Here is a 25348-nt window from a genome sequence, read left to right as displayed (position 1 = left end):
TCCCCCTATAATTGCTTACATCGTTGTCTGGATTTTAGTGTTCTTTCTCTATCAATTAAGCGCCCGCGCGTCGAGTTTTTAGTATTCCCTCTATGTCCTTGATCACCATGGACATGCTCATTGAACTTGTCGGGATGGTTATGATTTTTCAAGAAAACAATATTCCTCGGATCACCTTGCCATTTAGAACCAAGTGTACCATTGCCTTCTACCGAGTTGATATGATGCCCAGTATAGCCTGCCCGTGACATCACGGAGGTAAGACTCTTGTTCGGAGTCTTCAATATTAAATCTCTCTCTTGCGCTGTCCAATTCCTGGTGCCAGCCCCACCATCCTGCAATAAGGCTTTTTCTTGTACCCATGCCCTAGAGATAGCAGAGCTTCTAGCTCCGTTTTGAGCAGAAAGAGAATCGTGTGGGCGGTAGCGAATCAGATCTTCAGGAGTTAACCCCCACGGATCCACCCACCCCAGCGCATTCGGCGCATACTGGTAAAGGTTTATCCCCCCCGCCAGCCCTATCGGGTCCTGCTGCGTAAACCTTCCGCAGTCCGGGTCGTAATACCGGAACAGATTGTAGTGCAGCCCTGTCTCACGGTCCAGGTATTGCCCCTGCATGCGCAGGTTCTGGGAATATCCTGAAACCTGCGTCTCGCTTTCCCGCAGCAGCTTGCCCCAGGCGCTGTTGACCCCTTCCCAGCGCAACTGCCCTTCGACATCCGTCATACGCTCCGGCGTGCCGTTCGGCTGGCAGTGGAACCAGAAAATCTCCGGCGCTTCCACACCGTCAATACGCGCCAGAGGGTCGTAGCTGTCCTGGTCGCTGTAGACGTAGGTCAGCGGCACATCCCCGTGCAGCTCCTGCAGCAGACGGAACCCTTCCCAGACAAACCGGGTGGTGACCGGCTTGCCGGTTGGCTGCCCGCCCAGCATCTGGCGGCGCGTTTTGCTGATGCGTCGCCCGAGCGGATCGTAGCGGAAGCTGACCTGCGTCTGCGGCTTGTTGCGGTCCCGCGGCTGGCTGATGACTTCCGTCAGGCGATGTTCACCGTCGTAGCGGTAGTACCAGCGGGTCTGGCCGTTATCTTTCTCCACGGTGCGGCCGTGGATGTCATAGCGCCAGCGAATGCCGTTTAGCTGCGTCAGGCGGTTGTGCGTGACCTTCTCAGCAGACCCTTCCAGCGGGTTACCGGCTGCATCCCAGCGCCACTGCTCCTGTCCGGGCAGCGTGCCGTCCTGAACGAGCAGGCGCCCGGCGCTGTCGTACTGCCAGCGGTACCAGCTGAACGGGTTATCGTCCCGCTCTTCGCGCACCAGGTTATTGCGGTAGTCGTAGTCCCAGCGGCGGGACCAGCGGCGCGGCGACGGACGCTGGGCATTGCCGGTAAAGACGTCCCGGCGATGCAGTCGGCCAAGACGATCGTATTCGCTGCGGGTGGTCAGCAGCCCCTGGGTGCGGCTGGTCTCCCGGTGGAGTTCGTCGCGGGTAAAGTCGGAGACCGACAGCTTATCGAGCGCAATGCTGAGCAGATGCCCGCTGCCGTAGTAGAACTGCTTCAGCTCGCGGCCATCGGGCAGCGTGACGGAGGTGCGGTTGCCCAGCGCGTCATACTCCCACGCCAGCTCGCCGTGCTCGCCCGCTTCGCGCGTCACGCGACCGAGCGCGTCATACTCAAAGGCAAGCTCCTGCTCTGCCTCGGTGGTCCACACGTCGGCTGCAAGTGCAGGATGCAGCCCAATCCGGCTTAATAGCCCGGACGGCGTGTAGTGAAAGCGGGTCTGGCCTTCCGGCGTGGTGCGGGCGACCAGCTGGCCGCTCGCGCTCCAGGCGAAGGCGTGGGTGATGGCCTCCAGATGACCGGCGGCAAAGGTGCGCGCAATCGTGCGCCCGCAGGCATCATAGCGATACTGCGAGGCCACGCCATCGAGCCCCACCTCTTCCAGCAGCAGCGAATCTGGCCCCCAGCGGAACTGATACGCTTCGCCGTTCTCGTTTTCCAGGGCAATCAGACGCCCGCGGCTGTCCCAGCGGCGTCGCACTTCTTCACCCTGCGTATTACGGGTGGCGGTTAAGCGCCCCGCCTCGTCGTATCTGAACTCACTTTCTTTCCCGTCGGCGCCCGCATGCTTCACCGGCAGACCGCGTTCGTTCCATTTGAGCGATTCCGTCCAGCCTTCCGGGCGATCGAGCTGCACCGGACGCCCTGCGGCGTCGTAGCGGTAGCGCGTCTCTTCACCGTCGGCGCCAGTCTCAGCCTCCAGCCAGCCCAGCGGATGATAGCGATAGCGGGTAATACGCCCGGAACAGTCGGTCGAACGTACGATCTGCCCGGCCTCGTTGTACTCCTGGTAGCGGCTGTTTCCGGCGGCATCGACCTCTTCAACGACCTGACCGAACTCGTCCCGGCGCAGCTGCGTCGTCTGCCCCATCGGGTCTACCACGCGCTTGAGCCCGTGATGTTCGTCGTACCAGAACCGGGTGGCGCTGCCGTCGGCTTCAATAATGGCCGCAGGAAGCGCGCGGTGCTCCAGCCAGGTGGTGGTGCGGGTGTTGCCGTCGGCATCGGTCTCCTGCACCCGGTTGCCCATCTCGTCGTAGACAAAGGTGACGGCGTTGCCGAGCGGATCGATGCGACGCGTGAGAAGCTCGTTTTCGTCCCACTCGTAGCGCCAGTTTTCACCGCGCTCGTCAACGTAGCGGACAATAAGATTCTGCGCGTTCCAGTAGTGACGGCGCGTCTGACCATCGTAGTGCTCGACGGTCGTCAGCCCGGCGGCTAAATCGTAGCTAAAGCGGCACCCGTCGCCGGTGCTGGTACGGTTTTCCACCACGCGCCAGTGGTCGAATTTTTGCCACCGGTATTCGCTCTCCAGACCGCCCGGCATCCGGTGCCAGACCATCAGGCCGTGGTCGTTGTAGCGGTATTCACGCGTCACCACGCCTGAGGCATCCGTCGCGCTCGCCAGCTGGCCGCGCGCGTCGTAGCCCCACTGCATCAGCGGCCAGGTCTGGTTGCCGTCGAAATGGCTGGCTGCGGTCACGCGCTGCGGGAAACGTTCATCGTCATAGCGCAGGGTGACGTCGATTGCCCGCGGCTCGTCGTGAATACCAGTCAGCCTGCCGTGCTCGTCCCACTCCGTCAGCAGCGCGTTGCCGTATTCGTCGCTGAGGGAGGCCAGACGCAGGATGGAGGGGTTCGCCCGGGTTGGTTTATACAGACGCCACACCGCGCCGTCATCGTCGGCAATCGCCACGTCGCCGCTCTCGTTGCGGCGGATAATAATGCCTTCGCTGATACTGTAAAATGCCCGGTCGACCGGCGGCAGCTCGAAGCTCAGCTCGCGCCCGGTTTCGTCAAACCAGGTGGCGTTGTTTTCTTCCAGCGTCAGGTAGCTGTCAAAGGTGGTTGCCCAGCCCAGACCAAACAGCCCTTCGCGGGTGGTCAGGCTGTTGTAGCTGCGCTGCCAGCGAAGCGGGAAGCGCCCCGGCAGCGAGAAGTCGAGCTCATCGTCGTCGTTCAGCACCTTCACGCCGGTAGCGGCGTGAACCGGGTGCGAGGAGCCGAACACGGCGTTGACCGCCATATCGGCCAGCATCCCGCCGCCGGCCGCGGCCAGCGCGCAGGGCATGTTTTTCAGGATCTTGCCCGGACGCCCGCGCAGCAGGGAGAGCGCAATCATCCCCAGCGCCAGACCCGGCGTTTTACCGCTTTTGATATCGCGAACCGTGAGCGTATCCCCGCCGATGATTACGTTCGGGGAAACATCGTCGGACACGGTACCTTCGCAGGTGGTGCGATCTTTCGCACGCACCGCGGGCTGCCCGTTGATGAAGACGCTTTTAGAGCCTTCCGCCAGATACTGCGGCCCGGAGTGCTTTTCGCACGCCACCTTGTCTTCTTCCAGCGGCGAGGTTCCGGCAGCGGCAGAGGCGACACTCGGCTGCCACATTTCGCTGCCAAACTGTCCGGCGGCAGAAAGCAGCATACCCGCGTAATCGGCAAAGCTGCCCGGCGACTGCGGCTCAGGTGAAGGAGTATCTGCGGGCGTCAGCGTGCCCGCCGCGCGTGCGGCGGGGATTGCGTTGGTGAGAACGTTACTGGAACCGGTCGTGATTTTACCCGCAGGCGACGGCGGGAAAAGCGCATTACCTAACCCCTCAGCGGCGTTGCTGATATCGTCGGTGATCCCCGCGACGTTCGCCAGCACGCCGCCAATGATGCCGCTTAACAGACAGCTGGATCCAATTGCTGCCACGCCTGCAGCTGCTGCCCCGGCCCCCAGCAATGGCGCCGCTACGGTTGCTGCTGCGCCTACCGCCGCGCCGATCACCGCATAGGCGGCACCTTCCGCCACAATGCTGGTGATGTCAGCAAAAATGCTGGAGTGAATAATCTCGTCGCCCTTACGGGCCGCGTTGTTATCGCTCATGCCTTACACATTCCGGTTGTCGTTTAGCGTCAGACTCTGCTTAAGCGTGCTCCAGCGCACCTCGTCCTCTTCGGTAAAGGCTCTGAGTGCCGAGAGGGTAAAAATCATCAATACCGGTTTGCCCGGCGTCTGAACGGCCAGCTGTTTTTGCCACAGGCGCTGCCCGTTACGGTCAAACGTGGTCTCAACTTCCAGCCCGTTAATGTTGCCGTCAGGCCCGGCCTTTACGTTCCTAAATTCGCTCTGGGCGATCTCACCCATCTGAGGTCGCAGTACATCCCACTGGCGGTGAAACTCTTGTTCATAGTCGCTGCCATCGGGGATCACGCCGCGGCTGACCACCACGGACAGCCCGCTTTCGTCATCGCGAATAATGTTCATGCTGTTATCCTGCCAGGCAGCAGGAAAAAGGGAAAACGAACCTTCCTGGAGGGTGTATTTCATAAGTGAACTCGGGATGATTGATATTGAGAGAAACAAGAAGGCCAATCCATGCTGGCCTTTTGGCTGGCTGTATAGTTATTTAAGCCACTGGCCTGACTGCTCGACTAAAATATGGTTGCCTTTGCTGACAACCAGATTCACGGGGGCGTACGTCACGGTATAAGCGACCTCGCCATTCTTGTACGTTGAGCCGATTATTTTACCTGCGGAGTCGCGTAACGTTTTTCCCTTTAAGGAGATCGTACTGTTATCGCTTTTTCGCACGCCGAGATAGACCATCTCGTCACATTCGCTCTCAAAATGACCGCACCTGTTTATCAAAGAAATAGCGAACTTTTCGGTATCCAGTTTTCTGGTTTCAGCGTGATGAACCGAAGCGGCTTTACGTAACGTATAGCGCTGTGGAGCATAATCATTTCCTTTTTGAGGAGGCGTTACCAGACGCCATTCCATTTCACTCCCCTTTATTTCCAGAACAGCCCGTCCGCCTGCGCCGCCAAACGATGAGTTAAACGCTACGCTGGCACGATTGCCAGCGATGGTACCGCTAAGATTACGCTCATCATTTTCCGGGCAATCTATGCGGTTGCCTCTCCGGGATATATAGCAATAAGACCCGGTGATGCGGTTGCCTGATTCAGCTAACCGCAGGGTTAACGTCGAGTCGTCGCCAGCTCCGCCTGCCCAACCCCCGTCAAACGCAGGTCTCGACTGGCTGTTCGTTGCAAACTGCATCGTATTGAACCTGGCGGCCCATTGCTGGATATCAGCATTAATACCCGGGCTATTATCAGAGGATTGGTAATGGATTACGTCCGACTCCGGAACCACCCAGGCCGCGAAGATTTTGCCGCCAGGATTGATAACCAGCGCTGATGCATTCTCCTGGTAGAGATCCTTTAGCCAGCCCTCAACAAACAATCCTCCACCTGTGGTGGTATGCGGTTCGCCGAAGACGTCAAAGTTATCAATAAAGGTCTGGTAATGATTTCCCAACAGCGTCCTGAGATTGTCTGTCACTTCACTGTCGTTAAGGATGCGACCTACCGTATCGAGCTTATTGTATTGCGATAATTCAAGTGCCGATGACGTTTCAACGACGCCTGTCAATAAAGCCGTGAACAATACGACTGCCAGATATTTTTGGGTCATAAATTACTCTGAAGTACCATTTTCGTAATTCATTGTTATTTTTACAACCTTATTGTCTTTAACCTCAAAAGAGAGCAATTTCTTACCCAATTCATAGGAAACCCACTGTTCCCCAGAATCATTTTCGACCTGGCCACTACCGTAAGCTTTATTAAGTTCATTTATTGTTGAACCAATATGGATTCCGCGAGCTGTTTTGCCATCCGCAGCAGTTAGCGTAATCTGTGACACAATATAATCATCAACACTTCTCTCGGCCTTATCCCACCAAAGGTTGGAACTAAATATTTCTAACCCAGACTTTTGATGCTGGAAAAATTTATAATTTGTTCCATCAAAAGGAACCTCCCCGACAAAACGGCCTTCAACCGGCAACTCGACTTTACCTGCAACGTCATTAGTCCATCTGTCGCCCAATGCGACAGACTGTTTATTTATTTGTACAGAAAAATCGGGAGTTGCTAAAAGAGTACGTGATGAATTTCCAACTTCTTTATTGATTGGAGCAGTCGCCGCATAACTGTTCAAACTGCAGAGCACCAGAACAGAACAGAAAACACTCAGAATTTTCTTACTCATAAGTTGTTCCATTACTTAAATTTTGGAATATCGTATGATAGGTTTGCACCAGGGAAATTATCAAACATTTTCTTCATGTTTGATGTTTGGGCTACAGCCCAGTTGACATCAGTTGCATACTGATGCGTCCCTGGCGAAGCTGGGTTCCATCGCATCTTATAAAGATTGTTTTGGGCATAATCCGCATTATTAATGTACTTTTCGGAAATCCATTTCGCACCACCGTCTATCGCTTTTTCTGGCGAAGTCCATCCCATTTTATATGCGTAATTGGAACCTGTTTTAACGGCATTACCATCCAAAGCGCCAATACCGTACATATTATAAACTTTTACACCATTGACCTCGACACCTTTTGCCAGTTCACTCGCTCCATTACCTGTTTCGAGAGCAGAATGCGAGGCGAGGTAAACTTCACTGACATTGTATTTCTTTGCTGCATCAAGATATGTTTTTTCTTGACCTTCAAGTACGCCTTTCCCTTTCAGGAAGGAAGCCATATCAGTTTCAGAAACACCTGATGAAGATGAGAGATCCAGGAACTGATATTTATCAGTTCCAGTATTGAAATTATCCGGGTTTGCATATTTCTTAATATCATCTTCAGAGGCGTTAACAAAGCCGCGTCGCGTCCACTTTTGAGGTTTAGCCTTTAAATTCTTTTGCTTATCCACCATGTCCTGCAACGAATAATTATATTCACTGGTTTTGTCTGTGCCGGTTGATGCAGCTGAATTGTTTTGCGCAGGTACCGCTTTACCTGATCCCCCGGCAACTCCAACACCGGCAGATTTTTTAGCTTGATCCGGAGAGAAATACGCCTGCACCGCCGCATCAATATCCCCTTTATGCCCCGATCCCGGAGCCGTGGTGCCCGGTTTTGTACCAGAGGTATTCAGATGCAGCTTACCGCCCGTGGTGATATACCCATCCCCTTCCACGAAGAAGTTAAACTCTTTACCGATCAGGTTAATCTTGCCGTTAGCATTCAGCTCAATCGCGCTTTCACCTGAGACCAGCCGCAGCTTCGTCCCGGAAGCGATAACATACTGCTCCACCGCCGCATCCAGCTTGCCTTTCCCCGTCAGGATTTCGGTTCCGCCTTTCACGGCCTGGGTTTGGTTCGCTTCCACGCGATGCAGTTCATTTTTCTTCACGTAATGGCTGCGCGCCCCGCCGACGCTGTGCGTTTCATCATTTTTAACGCTGGTGTCCATGTTGCGTTCGGCCTGGATCCACACCTGCTCTGCGCCCGCTTTATCCTCAAACCGCAGGGCGTTGGCGTTGTCCACGGAACCGTCTTTCGTGCGGCTCATAAAGCCCATCTGCGTCGCCGCAGCCGGTAGCGCCCACGGCGGCATGCTCGCGTCGTTGTACACGCGACCGGTAATGATCGGACGGTCCGGGTCGCCGTTGATGAAGTCCACCACCACCTCGTCGCCGACGCGCGGGATCTGCACCCCGCCGTAGCCCTGGCCCGCCCACGCGCTCGACACGCGCACCCAGCAGGAGCTGGTGTCATCGCCCTTCGCCAGGCGGTCCCAGTGGAACTTCACCTTCACCCGACCGTATTTGTCCGTCCAGATGCTCTCGCCCTTCGGCCCCACCACTTTTGCGGTCTGCGGACCGTAGGTGCGCGGCCACGCCGTGGCCTGCGCCGGACGGTAGACCACCGCCGACGGGATGACCGTGAAATCGGTGCGGTGAATAGTTTCACCCTCGCCGCTGGCGTAGCGGTTCTCCTCGAAGTGGTAGCCCGCCGCCGTCACCAGATACTCACCGTTGTCGCTGAAGAACGGCGCGTTGGTTAACGTGAAGGTGTGCCCTGGCGCAATACCCGCCGCCGTGGCGGTGGCCTGAATCTGCTGATGCTCCACCTGCCAGCGCTCCTGACGAATGCGGGCATAAAACTCCCCGTGCCCTTTGTCCACAAAGCGCCCCGGCCAGTCGTACACGTCGATGCTGCCCGGCGTCGGCGACGCCGGGTTCTGCTGGGCCTGGAACAGCCACGCGTTCGGCTTGCGGAAGTCATAGTCGTCGAGGCTGTAAATCCCCGGCGTCACGCTGTCCTCCAGCGCCCACTGGCTGATGCCCTCTTCATCCGTACTGCCGCCTGACGGCGTCTGGTGGTAAGGAATAACCTCATAGCCGCTGAACGGCTGATGCTGCGTGGCGGCATCGGTCAGCACCAGGGTGTGTTTGTCCGCCTCATGGCGGAAGTGATAGGCAATCCCCTCCAGCTCCATCAGGCGGCTGATGAAGTCCAGGCTCGACTCCTGATACTGCACGCAGTAGTCCCACACCCGGTAGCTGCCGGTGAGTTTATCCTCAACGTTGACCTGATGCTCACCCAGCAGGGTTTTCACAATCTGCGGCACCGTCTGGCCCTGGAAAATACGCAGGTTACGGTCGCGCTTCATCGGCCACAGGTCCGGCTCCACCGTCAGCTGGTACACCGCATAGCGGGTGCCCGTCAGCTCGACGGCACTGACCGCCACGCGGGTAATTTTGCCGTTAACATAGCGGGACGTCAGCAGGTTCTGCGTCGGGATGGTCACCGTGACCGGTTGGCCCAGCAGCTTGCTGCGGTCGATGCGCGCGTCCGTGCCGAGCACGGTCAGCGTCAGCGCGAACGACTCGGACATCGCCTCGCGGCCCGTCAGTTTCCAGAACAGAAGCCCCTCCACCGGGAGCTGAACGGTAATTCGGTTGAGCATAATCTTTATTCCATCTAGCTTATGCGATTCAGAAAAGAGGTTCGCATCTGTGACTGAGCGTAATTCTACGGATTCACCAGCCAGGTGCCCGGCCTGGTGATATCCAGCGTCTGGCCACGCGTTCTTCCGTTGCCCTGCAGTTCAATCTTCACCTCACCGGCCGGCAGCTTGAGCGACGCATAACCGTTGGTCGCTGGACGGAGCGCTTTTTGCTCGCCGTTCACTTTTAGCGTTTCGCCATCAAGGATGCGGATATAGACCAACGCAATCGGGCTCTCGACAGGCGGTGGCGTCTGCTGTGCCGTCGCCTGCTCGCTCACCTTCGCCGTTTCCGGCTTCACGTCTGGCGCGTTTGCGACGGTTTCGGTTGGACGCGTCTCGCCCGGTGTCTGTGCAGCCTGCTCAGGGGCATCGTTACCGCCGCTGAACAGCATCGCCCCGGCGATAACCCCTACCAGCACGCCTGCGGCAACCATGCCCGGGATCTTGTAGCGGCGCCAGTCGAGCAGCGAAGCCGGTTTCTCGTCTTGAACCGGAACCAGCATCGTGCCGGGCTTTTTCGCCGTCAGCACGTCGTTGATCCCGGCGACCGGCATCTCTATCAGCGCGGCGAACTCGTCGATTGACTGCGGACGATCCTCCATGTGCAGCGCCAGCGCACGGTCAATGGCCTGCAGCAGCGGAATGGAATAGCCCTGCGGCATGATTTCCACCAGCGGTTTGCAGGTATCCTGAATAGAGCGCACCACGCTGACCGGCGGCGGAGAACCCACAATCAGGGTTCGCAGCACGGCGCCGAGGGCGTAAATATCCGTCCACGGGCCCTGCTCGCTTTCGTTGTCGTCGGTGTACTGCTCAATCGGGGCAAAGCCCGGGCGCAGCATGGTTTCCGTTTCGTCGGAGAGATTACCGATGGTGCGGCGCGCGGAGCCGAAATCAAGCAGCACCGGCAGGCCGTTATCCTGGATCTGAATGTTATCCAGAGAGATGTCGCGGTGCAGGTAGCCTTCGTTGTGGATAGTCTTGATCGCGCCAAACAGCATCGGCAGCGTGCGGCGGATCCAGGCTTCGTTAATCAGCTCCGGCTTTTGTTCGCGCAGGCGCGAAAGCGTGGTGCCGCTGTAAAACAGCGTCCCCATGTAGGCCGTGTCGTTTTGCACCCAGAAGCGCAGGACGTGCAGCAGGTTCGGGTGGTTAAAGCGCGCCAGCAGACGGGCTTCCTGAATGAAGCTGTTCAGGCCTGCGGAAAACGCTTTGCCAAAACGCTCGCTGCGCAGCACCAGGGTCATGTCGTCGCCGCGCACGGCGAGCGAGGAAGGCATAAATTCTTTGATAGCGATAGTGCGTTCGAGCTGGTGATCCCACGCGCGATAGACGATGCCAAAACCCCCGCCGCCGATCACCTCTTTGATTTCAAACTCGTTGAAGCGGTACCCGACCGGGAGCGCGTTTGGGACAGTCCGATTGTTATCATTATCCGTCATCTTTTACAGTTCTCTTGATGATTATTACGCGGCAAACTGACAGTGAAACTCGCCCTGCTCGCAGGTGACGTGCAGACGTCGGTACTGCTCGTCGCTGCGGCTGGCGGTAAGTAAGATCTGACTCATCTGAGGCAGCAGGGTGTTGGTCAGAATAGCGTCCACCATGCGTCCCCCGGACTCCACCTCGGTACAGCGCTGAACGATCTGTTCCACCACGCTGTCGTCAAACTCAGAAATTATGCTGTGATTCTCTTCCAGACGACGCTGAATGCGCTTGAGCTGCAGGCGAACAATCTGCCCCAGCATCTCGTCGCTGAGCGGGTAGTAAGGCACTACCAGCAGGCGGCCCAGCAGCGCCGGAGGGAAGACCTCCAGCAGCGGCTGGCGCAGCGCGCCGCTTAACGCCTCAGGCTCCGGCATCAGCTCCGGATCGGCGCACATGGCGCTAATCAGGTCGGTGCCGACGTTGGAGGTCAGAATAATAATGGTATTGCGGAAATCGATGTGGCGTCCCTCGCCGTCTTCCATCCAGCCTTTATCAAACACCTGGAAAAAGATCTCGTGGACGTCCGGGTGCGCTTTTTCAATTTCGTCCAGCAGCACCACGCTGTAAGGACGGCGTCGCACGGCCTCGGTTAACACGCCGCCTTCACCATACCCTACGTACCCCGGAGGCGCACCTTTTAAGGTGGAAACGGTGTGCGCTTCCTGGAACTCACTCATGTTGATGGTGATAACGTTCTGCTCGCCCCCGTACAGGGATTCCGCGAGCGCCAGCGCGGTTTCGGTTTTACCGACCCCGGACGGGCCGCACAGCATAAAGACGCCCACCGGTTTGTTGGGATCGTCCAGCTTCGCCCGCGAGGTTTTCACGCGGCGGGCAATGAGATCCAGACCGTGACGCTGGCCGATAACGCGCTGGTTGAGCGTGTCGGCGAGGTTTAGCACCGCGTCGATCTCGTTTTTCACCATCCGGCCCAGCGGGATCCCGGTCCAGTCGGAGACCACCGCGGCGACCACGTTTTCATCTACAGCCGCAAATAGCAGCGGTTCATCGCCCTGAAGGGCGTTCAGCGCCTGCTGCTGCTCCGCCAGCTGGCTGCGCAGATCGGCGCTATCTTCATCACCCGCCGCGAACAGCGCCGCGCGCAGGCGAATAATTTCCTGCACCAGGCTGCGTTCTTCTTCCCAGCGCAGGGCCAGGGCTTCGCGTTTTGTTTCATACGCGCCGCGTTCTGCGCGTAACGTCGTCACGCGCTCGGCGTCACCGGCCCCCACGCGCGCTTCGCGTTCAGCAATCTCAATTTCCACGTCCAGCGCGGCAAGGTGGCGCAGGCAGTCTTCGAGCTGCGCAGGTGGCGCGCTCTGGCTGACCGCGACGCGGGCGCAGGCGGTGTCGAGCAGCGCAACGGCTTTGTCCGGCAGCTGACGCGCCGGAATGTAGCGATGCGACAGCTTCACCGCCGCGCTGACCGCCTCGTCGAGCAGCAGGACCTGATGGTGCGTCTCCAGCGGCGACACGGTGCTGCGCAGCATCAGAATAGCTTTCGCTTCATCCGGCTCGTGCACCTGCACCGTCTGGAAACGACGGGTCAGCGCCGGGTCTTTCTCAATGTACTTTTTATATTCTGCCCAGGTAGTGGCCCCGATGGTGCGCAGCTGACCGCGCGCCAGGGCTGGCTTCAGCAGGTTCGCCGCATCGCCGGTCCCCTGCTGGCCGCCAGCGCCAATCAGGGTGTGGATCTCATCGATAAACAGAATAATCGGCGTGGCGCTGGACTGGACTTCGTTAATGAGCGCCTGCAGACGGGCTTCAAACTCGCCTTTCATGCCTGCGCCGGCCTGCAGCATGCCGATATCCAGCAGCCACAGCTGAATATTTTGCAGCGGCTCCGGGACGTCGCCGTCGGCGATGCGCAGCGCCAGCCCTTCAACAACGGCGGTTTTGCCGACCCCGGCTTCCCCGGTCAGCAGCGGGTTGTTCTGACGGCGACGCATCAGGATATCCACCATCTGGCGGATCTCCTCATCGCGCCCGACAACCGGGTCAATCTTCCCTTCCCGGGCGCGGGCGGTCAGGTCCTGGCCATACTGGGCCAGCGTCCCCTGTGCAGCCGGTACCGCACCCGCCGGTGCGTCGACGGCGGCAGCGGCCTGCTGCGTCTCTTTGCTGTTGGCGCAGATGGTATCGAACTGCTCAATCAGCACCTCGACGTTAAGGCGGGTAAACTGCGCCGAAATGCTTTTCAGCACGTTGGCCAGGTTCCAGGTTTTCAGCATGCCGATCAGCAAATGGCCGCCGCGAATGCGGCTGACGCCAAACTTCAGCGAGCCGAAGACCCAGGCGCGCTCCACGGCGCTGTCGATATGCTCGGAGAGATCGGAAACTGAACTGGCGCCACGCGGAAGGACATCCAGCGCGGCCACGATATCGCGCGTCAGCTGCTGTTCGTCGAGGGCAAAGTGGCGGATGACCTGCTGCAGATCGCCATCCTGCTGCTGCATCAGCTGATGCAGCCAGTGCACCAGCTCAACATAGGGGTTGCCGCGCAGCTTGCAGAACGCAGTGGCGCTTTCCAGAGAGGTAAATAACAGCGTATCCAGTTTGCCGAAAAGCACGGCACGGCTAATTTCTGACATGTTAGTTTCCATTAACAATGATTCGGTATACGGAAGGATTACCGCTCTGCGCGATACACCAGATCGCCGCGCGGGACAGGCTGCGGCTGAATGCCCAGCCAGGTGTTATAACCTAATCGCCCATGACTGCCGAGCGTGGTGCCCTGCACCGCGTCTTCGCGCAGGATCACCCGCGTTTCCCATTCAAACTCCACCCCGGCGTACTGACGCACCCAGTCGCGCAGCTCGGTCACCCACGCTTCACCCGGCAGAAAGCGGTTGTACTCCTCCGCGCTCAGCGGGCCAATTTCGATGCGAAACTTATGCTGCACGTCGCGGACGGCGACGCCGAGAAAGGCCGATTCACCCATGCGCGGCATGCGGCGTCCTGCTCCCAGCTGCGCCTGCTCGCGCGTGGAGAGGGGCATCCACTGCGGCACGTTGCTGACCAGTTTGACCGGCGCCTTAAAATAGCTGCGCAGGATCTTCTCCAGCCCCTCGGGATCCCGCCCGTGGCGGGTCAGGTGCCCGGCGTGGGTAAAGCGGGCATGCGAGCTCAGGCTGCCTTTGTTCATCTGCCCCGGCTGGCCCATGCCAATCAGCGACGCCAGATAGCCCTCAAAGCGCTTGTTATCAGCGCGATCCAGGGAGACGGTAGGCTGCGCATCCGCCCAGGCGCGGTAAAACAGCAGCGCAAGACGGTGATGGAACAGATCGGCAAACGCGCTGAGGCTGGTGTCCTGATGATGATAAATACGCTCGCGGGCGTACTCGGTCATATGGACCGGCAGCGGGCCGTTCGGGCCAAACAGGCCGAAGCTGAGGATAGACACCTCGTGCAGCCCGCTCTCTTCCCGCTGACGTACGTGGGCCAGCGTCGACGGCGCAAAGCTCATCGACGGCTGCTGGCCGATGCGCAGCGGTTCAAATTTCGGCAGCGGCGCGCGTCCCAGCGGGTAGCGCTCGCCGCCCTGGGCATCAATGCGCCTTAAAAGCTGAAACAGATCGTAGCGCCAGGGCGTCTCACGGACGCCGTGCCAGAACGCGTCCGGCAGCCTGGTCAGGCGATGCACGCGCAGCGGTGCAGTGGCAGCGTCACTCATATCAGCGCCCTTTTACCCATGCGCGGCGCCCAGTAGCCAATCTCGCCGCGCTGCTGACTTTTCAGGGTGAACTCGGTGAAGCTGTTGATAGAGACCAGACGGGCAAAGAGGCGCTCCATCACGCTGCCGAAGAGCCACGGGCTGGCGCCGGAAAAGGCTCGCTCATCCACCGTCAGCGTAATGCCGATCCCGCGGGCGAACACGACCGGACCGGGTTCAGGCACGCGGCGGTGAACCGGCTCCAGCACGCAGTGGCGAACGCCCTCCACCTGACGCGCAACGGGCGTTTCGGCCAGGTTGGCATAAAGCCCTAACAGCTGGCGCAGCGCGGCCGCCCCCTCTTCGTTTTCGCTGTCCATCAGGCTGAGGTAGTTCATCTGCAGCTGACTGATAAGCCGCCAGGTGCTGAACCCTTCCGCCAGCGCCGGGCGCGGCGGCGTCGGTCCTTTACGCAGGGTGAGGGATTTCACCGGCATGGAGTCCGCCACAATGAACTGCCCGAGCTCCTGCTGCAGCATTAGCGGCAGGTCGCGGCTGGTGCAGAGCACCTCGGCAGAGATATAGCGCAGGTTATCCTGCCAGGGGGCATGCTGTTCATCCACCAGCGAAACAAACACCTCCGAGCCGATATAGCCGGTACGGGTGCCGTAGCGCAGGGCGTGCTCGGACAGCACGCGCTGCTCGCGTCGCAGCGAAAAATAGGCCCCGTAGTTGCCCGCATCGCCGCTCCAGGTGCTCCAGAATGGACGAAACGTCTGGTCATCGCGCTGGCCGTCGGCGCTGCCATAGATTTTTTTGACCGCGTAAATTTCATAATCCAGCGGACGAATGTTATCGACCACCAGATGGTATTCATGCTGGCCTTCATTCAGCTTCTGACGCGCCGCGACCTTTGGAAACAGGTTGATGACCGGCGTACAGTGCAGCGCCAGATGGCTGGCATCGACCACGCGCTCCAGCTGTTCATCCGACTTATCCAGCAGAATGAAGATGTCGAAGGCTTTTTCGCCTTCACAGCGCTGGATCAGCGTGCTCAGACCGCTCAGGCTGATGAAGCGGAAGCGGGCCGGAAACGCAAAGTACTCCTGAAGCAGGCGATAGCCGTCAAAGTTGCGCAGATCGTCCGGCAGCAGCGCCTGGTCAGGATCAAAGCCCTCCTGGCGCAGCGCATCTGACGCCAGCAGCTGCCGCTGCGGCTGCGGGCTGACCGTCTGACAGACGATCCCGGCGTGGTGCTCCATCACCAGCTCCAGCAGCTTCAGCGCTTCAATATCCGGACCGCCGAGGAAAAATTCCAGGCGGTCGAAATCCAGGTGCCCGAGGTTTTGCGGGCCGTCGCAGGCAATGCGGATCCGCAGGGCGCTGCCGATCTGCCGCTGGCTCAGCCCCAGCTGCGCCAGCGGCAGATCGGCGGGGACGCCGCCCAGCTCGACCTTGTCGATTTTCAGCGGCAGCAGGTTGACCTCGTGCGCCGTGGTATAGCTGCAGGTCACGCCGGTTTTTTTCAGCGCCAGGCTGTCCATCATGGTGCCACGCGGGACAATAAAGCCTTTGCTCAGGTCGCCCCGGCTGCTGTCGGGCTCAATCTCCGCAATCGCCATCGACGGCGTGGGCGCGAGATAGTTAGGCGCGATCATCTCCAGCAGACGCTGGGAGAAGCGCGGAAACTCCGCGTCCATTTTCATCTGCACGCGGGAAGTCAGGAAGGCGAAGCCCTCCATCAGACGTTCGGTATACGGGTCCGCCACCTCGATGCCGCGCATGCCCAGCCGTCCGGCGACTTTTGGGTAGCGTTCGGCAAACTCGGCCCCCATTTCGCGCAGATAGGCCAGCTCGCGGTTGTAATATTCGAGCAGTTTACTTTCCATGATTACCCCGCATCATTCAGTTCAAAATGGCCGTTTTCCAGATCGACATCGGTACGAAACAGAAACTCCAGCGGGTACGGCACGCACCATAAACGCCCTTTGATCTCGATGGAGAGCACGTTGTGCAGATCCAGCGAGGAGGTATCCGACACGCAGCGAACCTGCAGCCCCTGCGGCAAAATGCGCGGCTCAAAATTAATGATGGCCTCGGTGAGCTTGCGCTGAATATCGTGCCATTCGATGTCCGACATTCTTTTCCCGGCCAGCGGCGCGACGCCGAAGTTGACCACCGAGCGGTTCACGTGCGGCAAGGCGCTCAAATCGCCGGAGGCATCGTGGTTGATGGTGTTAAACAGCCACTGCAGATCGCGCAGGACGTTGCGGCGCAGGGCGGCGTGGGTGATCAGATTGCTGTTGGCCGACTCGCGCTTTTTTTCCGGGTCGTCATCGGTGAGGCGATCGAGCAGCGAGGGCTGCATTTTGTCGCGCGCCCCCACCTTCTCCTGCTTGCTGCGGGCTTGCCAGCCGCTGCGCAGCAGATCGCCTTCGCCAGCGGGATTACTCATCGGCTCCATCCGTCGCAAACGTCACGAGGCTCAAGGACAGCAGCGGGCTTTCGCTTTGCTCGCTCAGCCAGGCTTTCTGGCCCCTGCCTTCGTAAAGGGTACCGTCTTCGTCGAGCGCCTGCCATTCGGTGGTGCGGCCTAATTTGACCGCATCAGCGGCATCGGCAGCAAAAGGATAACGCGCCGGGATCTGACACACCTGCTCCGTACCGTCGGTCAGGCGCACCAGCGCGTGACGCCAGACCAGATCGGTGACGCTGGCAGGCGCCTGGAAACGGATCTCCGCGATAGCGTTAAACGGCAGCCAGAAATAGCGGCCGTTCACTATGGTTTCGCAGACCGGGCCGAGACGGGCATCGCCGTCCATCAGCCAGTCAAAAGCCTGCGTCTCCTCGTTTTCGAGGGTGATGTGACCCGCAGTGGCTTGCGCCTGTTCGAGGGCTTCAAGACGCAGCGCATGCGCGCGCTCGCCGTCCTCGCTCAGCGCCGCGGCAAGGGTAGTCAGCCACGGCCACTGGGTTTCAGGCATGGCCGGTCGCGCCTGTCCCGCCATTACCTGCGCGCGCTGCTGCTCGCCCTGAATGGACTGCTCCAGCAGCGTGACGGTAGGTTTCGCCTGAGGCTTCAGCGCCAGCCAGCTTTTCAGCTGGGTAAGAGCCCGCGTCCAGTTGCCGCTGAGGGTTAAAAACTGCACAAACGCAGCGCGAAGGTCGGCATCCGCCGGACGGGCTTTGATTTCAGCTTCCAGACGCGCCAGCGCATCGTTGAGCGACTCGCCCGCCAGGTGTTGATAAAGCGTATTCATAGCCATTCCTTAATTCGCCGCGCGCCATGCGCCGACTGCCGGATCGCGCAGCTGAGGACGCAGGGTGTCAATCAGAACGATATTCAGCGGAGTACCCGGTGCGACCCAGGCGCTCCACGTTTTTTTCACCGCCGCGATCCGCGCCTGCAGTTTTGCGTCATCGCTGGCGATTTCACGGGAAATCTCCACCGCTACGGTGCCGTTGCTCTTCCAGCTGTTCAGGCTGTTATCGTAAGGCAGGATCATCCAGCTCTGGTCGCTGTTTGGGGTGCTGAATACCATGCGCTCTTTGTTGACGGAGGTGATCAGCGCGTTTTCCGGGTCGGCGCTTTGATTTAGGCCGGTCACCGGGAAACCGTGGATGTACGTCACCGCCATCTCTTTCTGTCCGCCGTTGCGGGACTGCGAAACTACGGTGTGTCCGCTCAGCCAGCTGCCGTTGCCGCAGCGGGTGGTGTCAGAATCCGGAATAAAGAGCGCCGGAGCAGAGGCGCCCCCTTCCCAGAAGGTGCGCAGGTGGCAGCCGTCCTGAAGCGTAAACTCCTGCCACGGCGTACGGTCGGCGGGAACGGTGCGGGAAGCCACATTTTGATCTGGCGGCATTAACGTGCCGTTGGCTGTGGCAGCGGTGACGGTTGCGGCAGGCGTGGCCTGCTCCTGTTTCACCACCAGCGCCCAGTCCTGTGCTTTGCCTGCGGTGCCCTGCGCCAGCGTGGTACCTGCCGGATCGTTGAGCGTCCAGCTGAGTTTATTCACTTTGCTGCACTGGTGCTCCAGCAGTGAGCCAAGACGCGGTACAAAGTTCTCCAGCACGGAGACGTCTTTCTTGCCGTTCGCCACAATGCGCAGCGCCACCTCAGGCTTACACCAGCTTTGCGGCGTGTTGTCTTTAATGTTGTCGATCCAGATATCCAGCTTCTGTGCAGGAGACTGCACGATGCGGAAATTCTCAGCCTGCGCGGTGGAGGTGACCGCCAGAAGTGCCAAACCCGATAGCCAAAGTTTCATATCGTTCCTTGTGTGTCTAATCAGTTCCGCAGGGAAGAAATTGTGCTGCGTCAGAGAGGGTGTGCAGCAAAGTGGTGTCCTGAGGGTTGCCCATCCATACCGCCAGGGCAGTATAGTTATCCTGAGCATTCCCCTCCTGTTCGCCATTCTTTTGAATGATTTGGTTCATTAAGGTCAGCCACTCCTGCGGCGTATTGACCATATGCAGCGACTGCTTCATTTGCTCTTCGCTGACGCCGTGCCAGAACCCGTCGGTGCAGAGTAAGAATGCATCGCCGTCTTCAACCTGCACCACGTCGCTGTAGCTCGCTTCCGGCCCGCCGTTTTCAATCCCCAGCGCCAGATAGAGCAGGTTGCTGTTCAGGTTGTCGGTCTGGTGTCCGGCATCTTTCATCTGCTGCACCAGGCTGTGGTCGGTGGTCACATGCCACAGCCATCCCCGGCGGAACAGGTACAGGCGGCTGTCTCCGGCATGCGCCCAGTAGGCCAGGCCGTAATCACGGTCAATGAACAGACTGACCAGCGTCGTGCCCATCCGGCGATAGTCCTGAACGGCCTGCTGCTCGCTGAGGATGGTGCGGTTCGCCGTCTGCACGTAGTCGCGGATGTGCTGCGCATTAAGATGTTTGTCGCCATCGAAGCGGGAGATAATGCTGTTGCGTGCCAGCTCTGCAGCTACCTCACCGCCCGGCAGGCCCGCGATGCCGTCGCAGACGACAAAGCAGGCTGAACGTTCCCCTATGGTTTCTCCCGTCTGATCCTGGTTGCTGGCGCGCGTCCCCTGGCGGGAGAGAGAAGCCGTTGCGATATTCATTTGTCTTCCGATCCGCTCTGTGAGTCTTTGTACTGATTCACCTCCATGTCGTACGCATGAAGGAAGGCCTCGCCGAACAGGGTGTGGAAGTCATCCTCAATCTCGCCCGCCGTCTCGCCATAGCTGCGAACAAAATAGTCCCACAGGGCGGCTTTGCGGCTGCCCGGCAGCGCCAGACGTGAGGTCATGCCGTTCTGCTTCGCCTGCTCTTCCAGCTGCTCCGGGTTAAAGGACTGCAGCATCGCGGCAATGATGGCGCGGATGCCGGAGATCATACCCAGCTGGTGCGCCTGCAGATCGATCAGCGCGTCGCGCACGGATTTGGTCGGCGGCATAAAGCCCGGCATCGGGGTGCCGAACATCTGGATCAGCACGGTTTTGCCGGTCGGCAACAGCTTGAACGGGTTGTTGGCATCGTCCAGCACCATGGTCATATCGGCTTTTACGCCGCGCTTGAGGATAGAGCGCGAGGAGAGCAGCGCCACCGTTCCCTGAGAGAACATACCGAGGATCTGTCCCAGCTGACGCATATTTTCACGGTCAAACTGCGGAACGGGCTGCATTTCGCTCAGCCCCATGCCTTCCAGCAGCGCCTCCAGAAGCTCGCCCTGCAGCACTTCGCCCTTCTCACCGCTGTTTGCCGTGGCGGCTGGCGAGGCGGCGTTATTGACCGGGTCGATGCGCAGACGGCCCTTAGGGGCCTGGGCACTGCTGCGCGCAACGGCCTGCGGCGTAGGCATGGTGAAGCCTGCGTAATCCGGTCGCGCGGGCTCTTCTTCAGCGCGCGGTTCTTCCTGCGGCTCAGGGGCGAACAGCGGAGAATCGGCCAGCACGTCCTCTTCCTGCTCAGGCTCCGGCACTGGCGCAGGCTTTTCGTCGACTATGTCATCCGGATGGGTTAACGGCGCGCCGCCCATCAGCCCGAGCGGGTCGTCATTACGCGCGGCTGGCGCGCTGGCCTTGCCGCCAAACAGGGCCAGCGGATCGAGCTCATCCGTCGCCTCGTTTTCTGGCTTAGCGGGGCTCGTCTCTCCCGGCGGCACCAGCGTTGACGGGGTGACGTCGTCAAAAATACTCTCTTTCTTGAACAACGCTTCGTCGCTGAACAGCGTGTCCGGGTCAACGTTCTTACGCTCAAGTTTTGGATCGCTGTCGTTGAACATCGCCAGCGGATCTTCGGCGTTACGCTCCGGGGCTGCAGGCTGGGAGAACGGATCGTGCGATGCAGCAGGCTGCAGTTTTGTACGGTTGCTGGAGATGCTGTCGGAGATGGAAAACTCCTGCATCAGGCTATCCCAGATCTCCGTTGGCACGGCGGTCGGCTCGGCCTTCCCGCGCGGTGCGGTGCTCGCCGGCTTCGGTTGCGGAGCGGGCGCGGACGCGGCTGCCGGACGCGCCTGCTGATGCATGCTGGCGGCCATACGGCTCACGGGCTGCGTATCGTGGATCAGTTCGGTGACTTCGATACGGTAGTCATCAATACCGAGAATGTCGCCATCCTGCAGCTCAACCTGACGCCCTCGCTCCAGCGGAATGTCATTTAATACCACGCGGGTGACGCTGCCACGGTTGGTCACGCGGCATTCGCCCTGGGCGTCAACGTGAACAATGGCCTGCAGACGAGAGATGGTGCGGTCATTGTCCGGCAACACCAGATTGTTATCCGTACCGCGCCCAATGGTGCCGCCCGGGGCGTAAAAATCACAGCTGCTTTGCGGCGGCTGATGACCGGGTTTTGTAGAAATAATCGTGAATCGCATGGCGTATTCCTGCTGGTATGATTAGCGCTCAAACGCTGCCGCTCTCGGGGCGAGAACGGCGGCGTTTGGGGTTAACACATTCTATTCAGTCTGCGTAAGCTTAAACTGGCCTGAAGGACCTTCCTGTAAGGTGAAGCGGGCAGCATAGCGAACAGAATCGTTTTTCCCTGACACTTTCAGAGCAACATCATATTCTCCGGCTTGCCACGCAATCCCCTGCCACTGGTGACACTGTTGGGTCGTTAACGTCACTTCAGGGCTAAACGTTGACGGCGGCGATACCGCTTTCCACTCATTTCCCGCGCGTTTCATTATGGTGGGCGAATGGCTGGTGACAGGCGCGTCTAACCCGGAGTTAGCGGGAATAGCAAAGCAGGGTTCGTTGTTCTTTAGCGTAACCGAAAGCGACTGATATTGTGCAGGATGAGATACACAGGCACTCACCGTAAATGCGATTGCTACAACACTGAGTAACTGTTTCATAACCATACCCGCCGGTCTTTGGGATTTTCAATAAACAACGATAATACCTGCAGGTATTTATCCTTCAGGTCGGGCCCGATAATTCCCTCAAAACCTGCAATGTTTCGGAAATCACCCAGGCCGTAATTTATCAAATAATAAAAATCTGAAATGATAGAAGCCTGCTGCTCCATACCAAAGTCCGATAGTTTTTTATCGGGGGGCAGAGAATAATTATAACTTGCTGCCCAACTGAATGCGCCTCGGGTTCGAACATTCATTCCAATCTGATGCTGCAATACATGCACCATTTCGTGAATAAACCAGTGTTTATATCGCGGAACCTCTATTGAAAAGTCATCCCGATAATGCGGCTCGCGAAAATAGAGCTCACCATTGGGGGTCATCGCGACATCTGTCGACTGCATATTAAACGGCAAATAGCTTTTATTATGGACTTTAACTTCTGAATACTTTATTGCGTCACCAAAAACCGAGCGCGCCAGTGCTATTTCGCCAATGGTGAGAGGACGGGCGCCTCCTTCCTGCAAACTTGCCATGCTATCTTCCTTCCCGGTTGATAATGACCGGGGAAACTCCCCGGCCACATACGCAATTACGCTTCTTTGTTTTCTTTGATGTTCCAGCCAGCGCTGCTTTCAGCACCCTTACCACCAGACGTGGTCTGCTCCCAGTACTGCTGTTTCACTTTCGCAGCCTGGAACGCATAGGTCACACCAACGGTATCGCCGTTGTCTGCACCGGTGTACTGAACAGAGGTGACCAGCACATCTTCCAGCGTGATGCGGGAGTATTCCACCTGCTGGCCGCCGGCTTTACAGACGGACAGCTCAACTTTGGTCAGGTGTTTACCGCTGGCGCAGTGTTTCAGGATAGCGGTGGTGGATTTGTCGATCAGCGCGTTAACGTGCAGGTCGTTAAAGTTAACTTTACCGGCACCGCCGCCACCGCCAACGCTCATATTACCTGGCTGGGAAGCACCCCAGGAGAAGGAGGTAATATCAGTCCAGCCGGTGTGGTTAGAATCTTTAGATTCGCCCGTAACACCCTCGACCTTCAGAAACATATCAATAGCCATAATATCTACTCTTCGTGGATGAACAATATTGCTTTCGAAAAAGCACTTATATGGCAAACAGGAAAGCATGGGGCTGAATAAAACCGTCCATATTTTACCTCTGCCTCATATCAAATGACCCGTGTCATTTGACAGTCTTACATTCCCCCTGAATGAACGGAAAGAATGTGAAGTCTTTTACTACTCTGGGTTATCCTGGATCCAGCTACGATCAGGATCGCCAATGATGACTTGCGGAACCAGTTTGTTCAGTTCGTCGCTATGATAAAGACGTAGACAGTTTAAGGTTACACCTTTGACATCGGGTTTTCGCTCTGAATGAAAACCATTAATTTGATTTTTATATTTTTCGATGAGGGCATTAACTTTATCCGTGCCATTTTCAGCATCAAAAGGTATCCACTCAATAAATGCGCTCGCACTTCGGGCCGCATCAGCAGAAAACTGACTGCCTTTATCTGCCACCTGAGCAAGACAGCGCGACAGAACTAAATCTTTTAAAACCTGCCGGTATGTTTGCTGCTGATAAAAATCAGAATAGTTATTTCCAGCACACACATAAAAAGTCATAAATGCGAGGAAAAAACAGACATGCTTCACCTTATATCCTTTGCCATAGAACCACAGCGCATCAGTCCGACCAAAATACTAACTTTTATCTTTCCATTTTTCTGCGACAACGTATATCCCTATCGCTAATGCATTAAGTCCAGCACATAAGAATCCATGCATTGCGATTCGCGGAACATCTTCCGGCCAGTCAAAGATAAACAGATAGTAGCCGGATACCGCCATAAACAGCATAAATGAAATTATTAGCAATATATAAACGGTTAAATAGCTGATGAATTTTCCTATTAACGCTTTCACAGTCAAATTCATTAGCTATCTCGTATTCACCGAAATGGTGCCGACCCTCCAGGGCCGGCACTCATCATCACGCGTCTTTCGTCTTCAGCGACGGCAGTTTAGATACCAGACGCAGAGAAACGGTCAGACCTTCCAGCTGGTAGTGTGGGCGCAGGAAGAACTTCGCGGCGTAGTATCCCGGGTTGTCCTCAATCTCCTGCACCTGCACTTCTGCAGCCGCCAGCGGTTTACGGGACTTGGTCTCCTGGGAGGAGTTAGCCGGGTCACCGTCGACGTAGTTCATCACCCAGTCGTTCAGCCAGCGCTCCATCTCTTCGCGCTCGCGGAAGGAGCCGATTTTGTCGCGCACGATGCACTTCAGGTAGTGGGCAAAGCGGCAGCAGGCGAAAAGGTACGGCAGGCGTGATGCCAGGCGCGCGTTGGCGGTGGCATCCGGGTCGTGGTACTCCGCCGGTTTCTGCAGAGACTGCGCGCCGATGAAGGCGGCAAAGTCGGAGTTTTTGCGGTGAACCAGCGGCATAAAGCCGTTTTTCGCAAGCTCAGCTTCACGACGATCGCTGATGGCGATCTCGGTCGGGCACTTCATGTCTACGCCGCCGTCATCGCTCGGGAAGGTGTGGCACGGCAGGTTTTCCACCGCCCCGCCGGACTCCACGCCGCGAATCGAGGTGCACCAGCCGTACTCTTTGAAGGAGCGGTTGATGTTAGCGGCCATCGCATACGCTGCGTTCGCCCAGGAGTAGCTGTTGTGGTTCGCGCCGTCGGTCTGCTCTTCAAAGTCAAAGCTGTCGACCGGGTTGGTGCGAATGCCGTACGGCAGGCGCGACAGGAAGCGCGGCATCACCAGGCCCAGATAGCGGGCATCTTCGGATTCACGCAGCGAACGCCAGGCGGCGTATTCGGTGTTCTGGAAGATCTTGGTCAGGTCGCGCGGGTTAGCCAGCTCCTGCCAGGACTCCATCTGCATCACGCCCGGCGCGGTACCGGTGATAAACGGACAGTGCGCCGCAGAGCCGATGCGCGCCATTTCGCCCAGCAGCTCAACGTCCTGCGGGCTGTGGTCGAAGTAGTAGTCGCCGACGATGCAGCCAAACGGCTCGCCGCCGAACTGACCGTACTCCTGCTCGTAGATCTTCTTGAAGATCGGGCTCTGGTCCCAGCCCACGCCCTTGAAGCGCTTCAGGGTGCGGCCCAGCTCCTGCTTGGAGATGCTCATAAAGCGGATCTTCAGCATCTCGTCAGTTTCAGTGTTGTTCACCAGGTAGCTCAGACCGCGCCAGGCGCTCTCCAGCTTCTGAAACTCTTCGTGGTGAATGATCTGGTTTACCTGCTGCGAAAGCTGCTCGTCGATACCGGCAATCAGGTTCTGAATGGTACGGTATGTATCGTTCGAGAAGGTGACGGTATTTTCCAGCGCCTGCTGCGCCAGGGTTTTGACCGCGCTTTCTACGGCGGAACGCGCCTGGTCAGTTTTCGGGCGGAACTCTTTGTTCAGCAGCGCGCTGAATTCATCCTGGCTGAACGCCTGACCCGCCTGCTGCTCGTGTTGTTGAGTCTGGTTGCTCATC

At 58.2% G+C, this 25348-nt stretch carries 19 protein-coding genes; all 19 read right to left on the bottom strand.

Annotation, left to right across the window (positions count from 1 at the left end):
- Window positions 1-5 precede the first annotated feature (5 nt).
- The 19 genes from UR504_RS11850 to tssC all read right to left on the bottom strand — a co-directional run bounded on the left by UR504_RS11850 (window position 6) and on the right by tssC (window position 25347).
- A complete protein-coding gene (locus UR504_RS11850; protein WP_302235311.1) occupies window positions 6-4430 on the bottom strand; it encodes an RHS repeat-associated core domain-containing protein in 4425 nt (1474 codons plus the stop codon).
- Between the two features lie 3 nt (window positions 4431-4433).
- On the bottom strand, window positions 4434-4874 hold the full coding sequence (locus UR504_RS11845; protein ID WP_302235310.1) for a DcrB-related protein: 441 nt from the start codon (window positions 4872-4874) through the stop codon (window positions 4434-4436).
- Window positions 4875-4949: 75 nt separating this feature from the next.
- The gene (locus UR504_RS11840; protein WP_302235309.1) at window positions 4950-6026 is read right to left on the bottom strand and encodes a hypothetical protein; all 1077 of its coding nucleotides are present in this window, start codon (window positions 6024-6026) and stop codon (window positions 4950-4952) included.
- Between the two features lie 3 nt (window positions 6027-6029).
- The gene (locus UR504_RS11835) at window positions 6030-6605 is read right to left on the bottom strand and encodes a hypothetical protein (RefSeq protein WP_302235308.1); all 576 of its coding nucleotides are present in this window, start codon (window positions 6603-6605) and stop codon (window positions 6030-6032) included.
- Between the two features lie 11 nt (window positions 6606-6616).
- Entirely contained in the window at window positions 6617-9322 is a 2706-nt protein-coding gene (gene tssI / locus UR504_RS11830; RefSeq protein ID WP_302235307.1) for a type VI secretion system tip protein TssI/VgrG, read from the bottom strand.
- 65 nt (window positions 9323-9387) lie between these two features.
- Entirely contained in the window at window positions 9388-10806 is a 1419-nt protein-coding gene (locus UR504_RS11825; RefSeq protein WP_115875510.1) for a serine/threonine protein kinase, read from the bottom strand.
- A gap of 24 nt (window positions 10807-10830) precedes the next feature.
- Entirely contained in the window at window positions 10831-13446 is a 2616-nt protein-coding gene (gene tssH, locus UR504_RS11820; RefSeq protein WP_302235306.1) for a type VI secretion system ATPase TssH, read from the bottom strand.
- Window positions 13447-13484: 38 nt separating this feature from the next.
- Window positions 13485-14528: a type VI secretion system baseplate subunit TssG gene (gene tssG, locus UR504_RS11815; protein WP_302235305.1), complete on the bottom strand. Its 1044-nt coding sequence runs from the start codon at window positions 14526-14528 to the stop codon at window positions 13485-13487.
- On the bottom strand, window positions 14525-16396 hold the full coding sequence (gene tssF, locus UR504_RS11810) for a type VI secretion system baseplate subunit TssF (RefSeq protein WP_302235304.1): 1872 nt from the start codon (window positions 16394-16396) through the stop codon (window positions 14525-14527). The genes tssG and tssF overlap by 4 nt, the downstream gene beginning before the upstream one ends.
- Before the next feature lie 2 nt (window positions 16397-16398).
- Window positions 16399-16962: a type VI secretion system baseplate subunit TssE gene (gene tssE, locus UR504_RS11805; RefSeq protein ID WP_302235303.1), complete on the bottom strand. Its 564-nt coding sequence runs from the start codon at window positions 16960-16962 to the stop codon at window positions 16399-16401.
- Window positions 16955-17767, bottom strand: a complete 813-nt coding sequence (locus tag UR504_RS11800) for a type VI secretion system accessory protein TagJ (protein ID WP_136195751.1) — start codon at window positions 17765-17767, stop codon at window positions 16955-16957. Before UR504_RS11800 ends, tssE begins: the two co-directional genes overlap by 8 nt.
- 9 nt (window positions 17768-17776) lie before the next feature.
- Window positions 17777-18775 (bottom strand): hypothetical protein, encoded by a 999-nt coding sequence (locus UR504_RS11795; RefSeq protein WP_302235302.1) that lies wholly within the window; start codon window positions 18773-18775, stop codon window positions 17777-17779.
- Between the two features lie 16 nt (window positions 18776-18791).
- Entirely contained in the window at window positions 18792-19589 is a 798-nt protein-coding gene (locus tag UR504_RS11790) for a PP2C family protein-serine/threonine phosphatase (RefSeq protein WP_014884226.1), read from the bottom strand.
- Window positions 19586-21349: a type VI secretion system-associated FHA domain protein TagH gene (tagH, locus tag UR504_RS11785; RefSeq protein ID WP_302235301.1), complete on the bottom strand. Its 1764-nt coding sequence runs from the start codon at window positions 21347-21349 to the stop codon at window positions 19586-19588. Before tagH ends, UR504_RS11790 begins: the two co-directional genes overlap by 4 nt.
- An 81-nt stretch (window positions 21350-21430) precedes the next feature.
- Window positions 21431-21838, bottom strand: coding sequence for a putative T6SS immunity periplasmic lipoprotein (locus UR504_RS11780; protein WP_367281580.1), 408 nt, complete (start codon window positions 21836-21838; stop codon window positions 21431-21433).
- The gene (locus UR504_RS11775; RefSeq protein ID WP_302235299.1) at window positions 21829-22371 is read right to left on the bottom strand and encodes a hypothetical protein; all 543 of its coding nucleotides are present in this window, start codon (window positions 22369-22371) and stop codon (window positions 21829-21831) included. The genes UR504_RS11780 and UR504_RS11775 overlap by 10 nt, the downstream gene beginning before the upstream one ends.
- Before the next feature lie 56 nt (window positions 22372-22427).
- Window positions 22428-22910 carry an Hcp family type VI secretion system effector gene (locus UR504_RS11770; RefSeq protein ID WP_008502640.1) on the bottom strand — a complete coding sequence of 161 codons (483 nt, stop codon included), beginning with the start codon at window positions 22908-22910 and terminating at the stop codon, window positions 22428-22430.
- Between the two features lie 180 nt (window positions 22911-23090).
- Window positions 23091-23510, bottom strand: coding sequence for a T6SS amidase immunity protein Tai4 family protein (locus tag UR504_RS11765; RefSeq protein WP_302235298.1), 420 nt, complete (start codon window positions 23508-23510; stop codon window positions 23091-23093).
- Window positions 23511-23847: 337 nt separating this feature from the next.
- Entirely contained in the window at window positions 23848-25347 is a 1500-nt protein-coding gene (tssC, locus tag UR504_RS11760; protein WP_014884232.1) for a type VI secretion system contractile sheath large subunit, read from the bottom strand.
- Window position 25348: the final 1 nt, after the last annotated feature.

The sequence above is a fragment of the Enterobacter sp. 241F3 genome (assembly GCF_034106785.1).
GTDB classification, from domain to species: Bacteria; Pseudomonadota; Gammaproteobacteria; order Enterobacterales; family Enterobacteriaceae; genus Enterobacter; species Enterobacter vonholyi.
The sequence above is the reverse complement of the archived record's forward strand: the minus strand, read 5'-3'. Positions and strand labels throughout refer to the sequence as shown.

Coding starts and splice junctions, on each gene's coding strand:
- tssG (WP_302235305.1), bottom strand. CDS start 14,528: ATGAGTGACGCTGCCACTGCACCGCTGCGCGTGCATCGCCTGACCAGG.
- UR504_RS11780 (WP_367281580.1), bottom strand. CDS start 21,838: ATGGTTATGAAACAGTTACTCAGTGTTGTAGCAATCGCATTTACGGTG.
- UR504_RS11775 (WP_302235299.1), bottom strand. CDS start 22,371: ATGGCAAGTTTGCAGGAAGGAGGCGCCCGTCCTCTCACCATTGGCGAA.
- UR504_RS11800 (WP_136195751.1), bottom strand. CDS start 17,767: ATGAATACGCTTTATCAACACCTGGCGGGCGAGTCGCTCAACGATGCG.
- tagH (WP_302235301.1), bottom strand. CDS start 21,349: ATGCGATTCACGATTATTTCTACAAAACCCGGTCATCAGCCGCCGCAA.
- tssC (WP_014884232.1), bottom strand. CDS start 25,347: ATGAGCAACCAGACTCAACAACACGAGCAGCAGGCGGGTCAGGCGTTC.
- UR504_RS11770 (WP_008502640.1), bottom strand. CDS start 22,910: ATGGCTATTGATATGTTTCTGAAGGTCGAGGGTGTTACGGGCGAATCT.
- tssI (WP_302235307.1), bottom strand. CDS start 9,322: ATGCTCAACCGAATTACCGTTCAGCTCCCGGTGGAGGGGCTTCTGTTC.
- UR504_RS11825 (WP_115875510.1), bottom strand. CDS start 10,806: ATGACGGATAATGATAACAATCGGACTGTCCCAAACGCGCTCCCGGTC.
- tssH (WP_302235306.1), bottom strand. CDS start 13,446: ATGTCAGAAATTAGCCGTGCCGTGCTTTTCGGCAAACTGGATACGCTG.
- UR504_RS11850 (WP_302235311.1), bottom strand. CDS start 4,430: ATGAGCGATAACAACGCGGCCCGTAAGGGCGACGAGATTATTCACTCC.
- UR504_RS11835 (WP_302235308.1), bottom strand. CDS start 6,605: ATGAGTAAGAAAATTCTGAGTGTTTTCTGTTCTGTTCTGGTGCTCTGC.
- UR504_RS11795 (WP_302235302.1), bottom strand. CDS start 18,775: ATGAAACTTTGGCTATCGGGTTTGGCACTTCTGGCGGTCACCTCCACC.
- UR504_RS11845 (WP_302235310.1), bottom strand. CDS start 4,874: ATGAAATACACCCTCCAGGAAGGTTCGTTTTCCCTTTTTCCTGCTGCC.
- UR504_RS11840 (WP_302235309.1), bottom strand. CDS start 6,026: ATGACCCAAAAATATCTGGCAGTCGTATTGTTCACGGCTTTATTGACA.
- tssF (WP_302235304.1), bottom strand. CDS start 16,396: ATGGAAAGTAAACTGCTCGAATATTACAACCGCGAGCTGGCCTATCTG.
- UR504_RS11790 (WP_014884226.1), bottom strand. CDS start 19,589: ATGAATATCGCAACGGCTTCTCTCTCCCGCCAGGGGACGCGCGCCAGC.
- tssE (WP_302235303.1), bottom strand. CDS start 16,962: ATGAGTAATCCCGCTGGCGAAGGCGATCTGCTGCGCAGCGGCTGGCAA.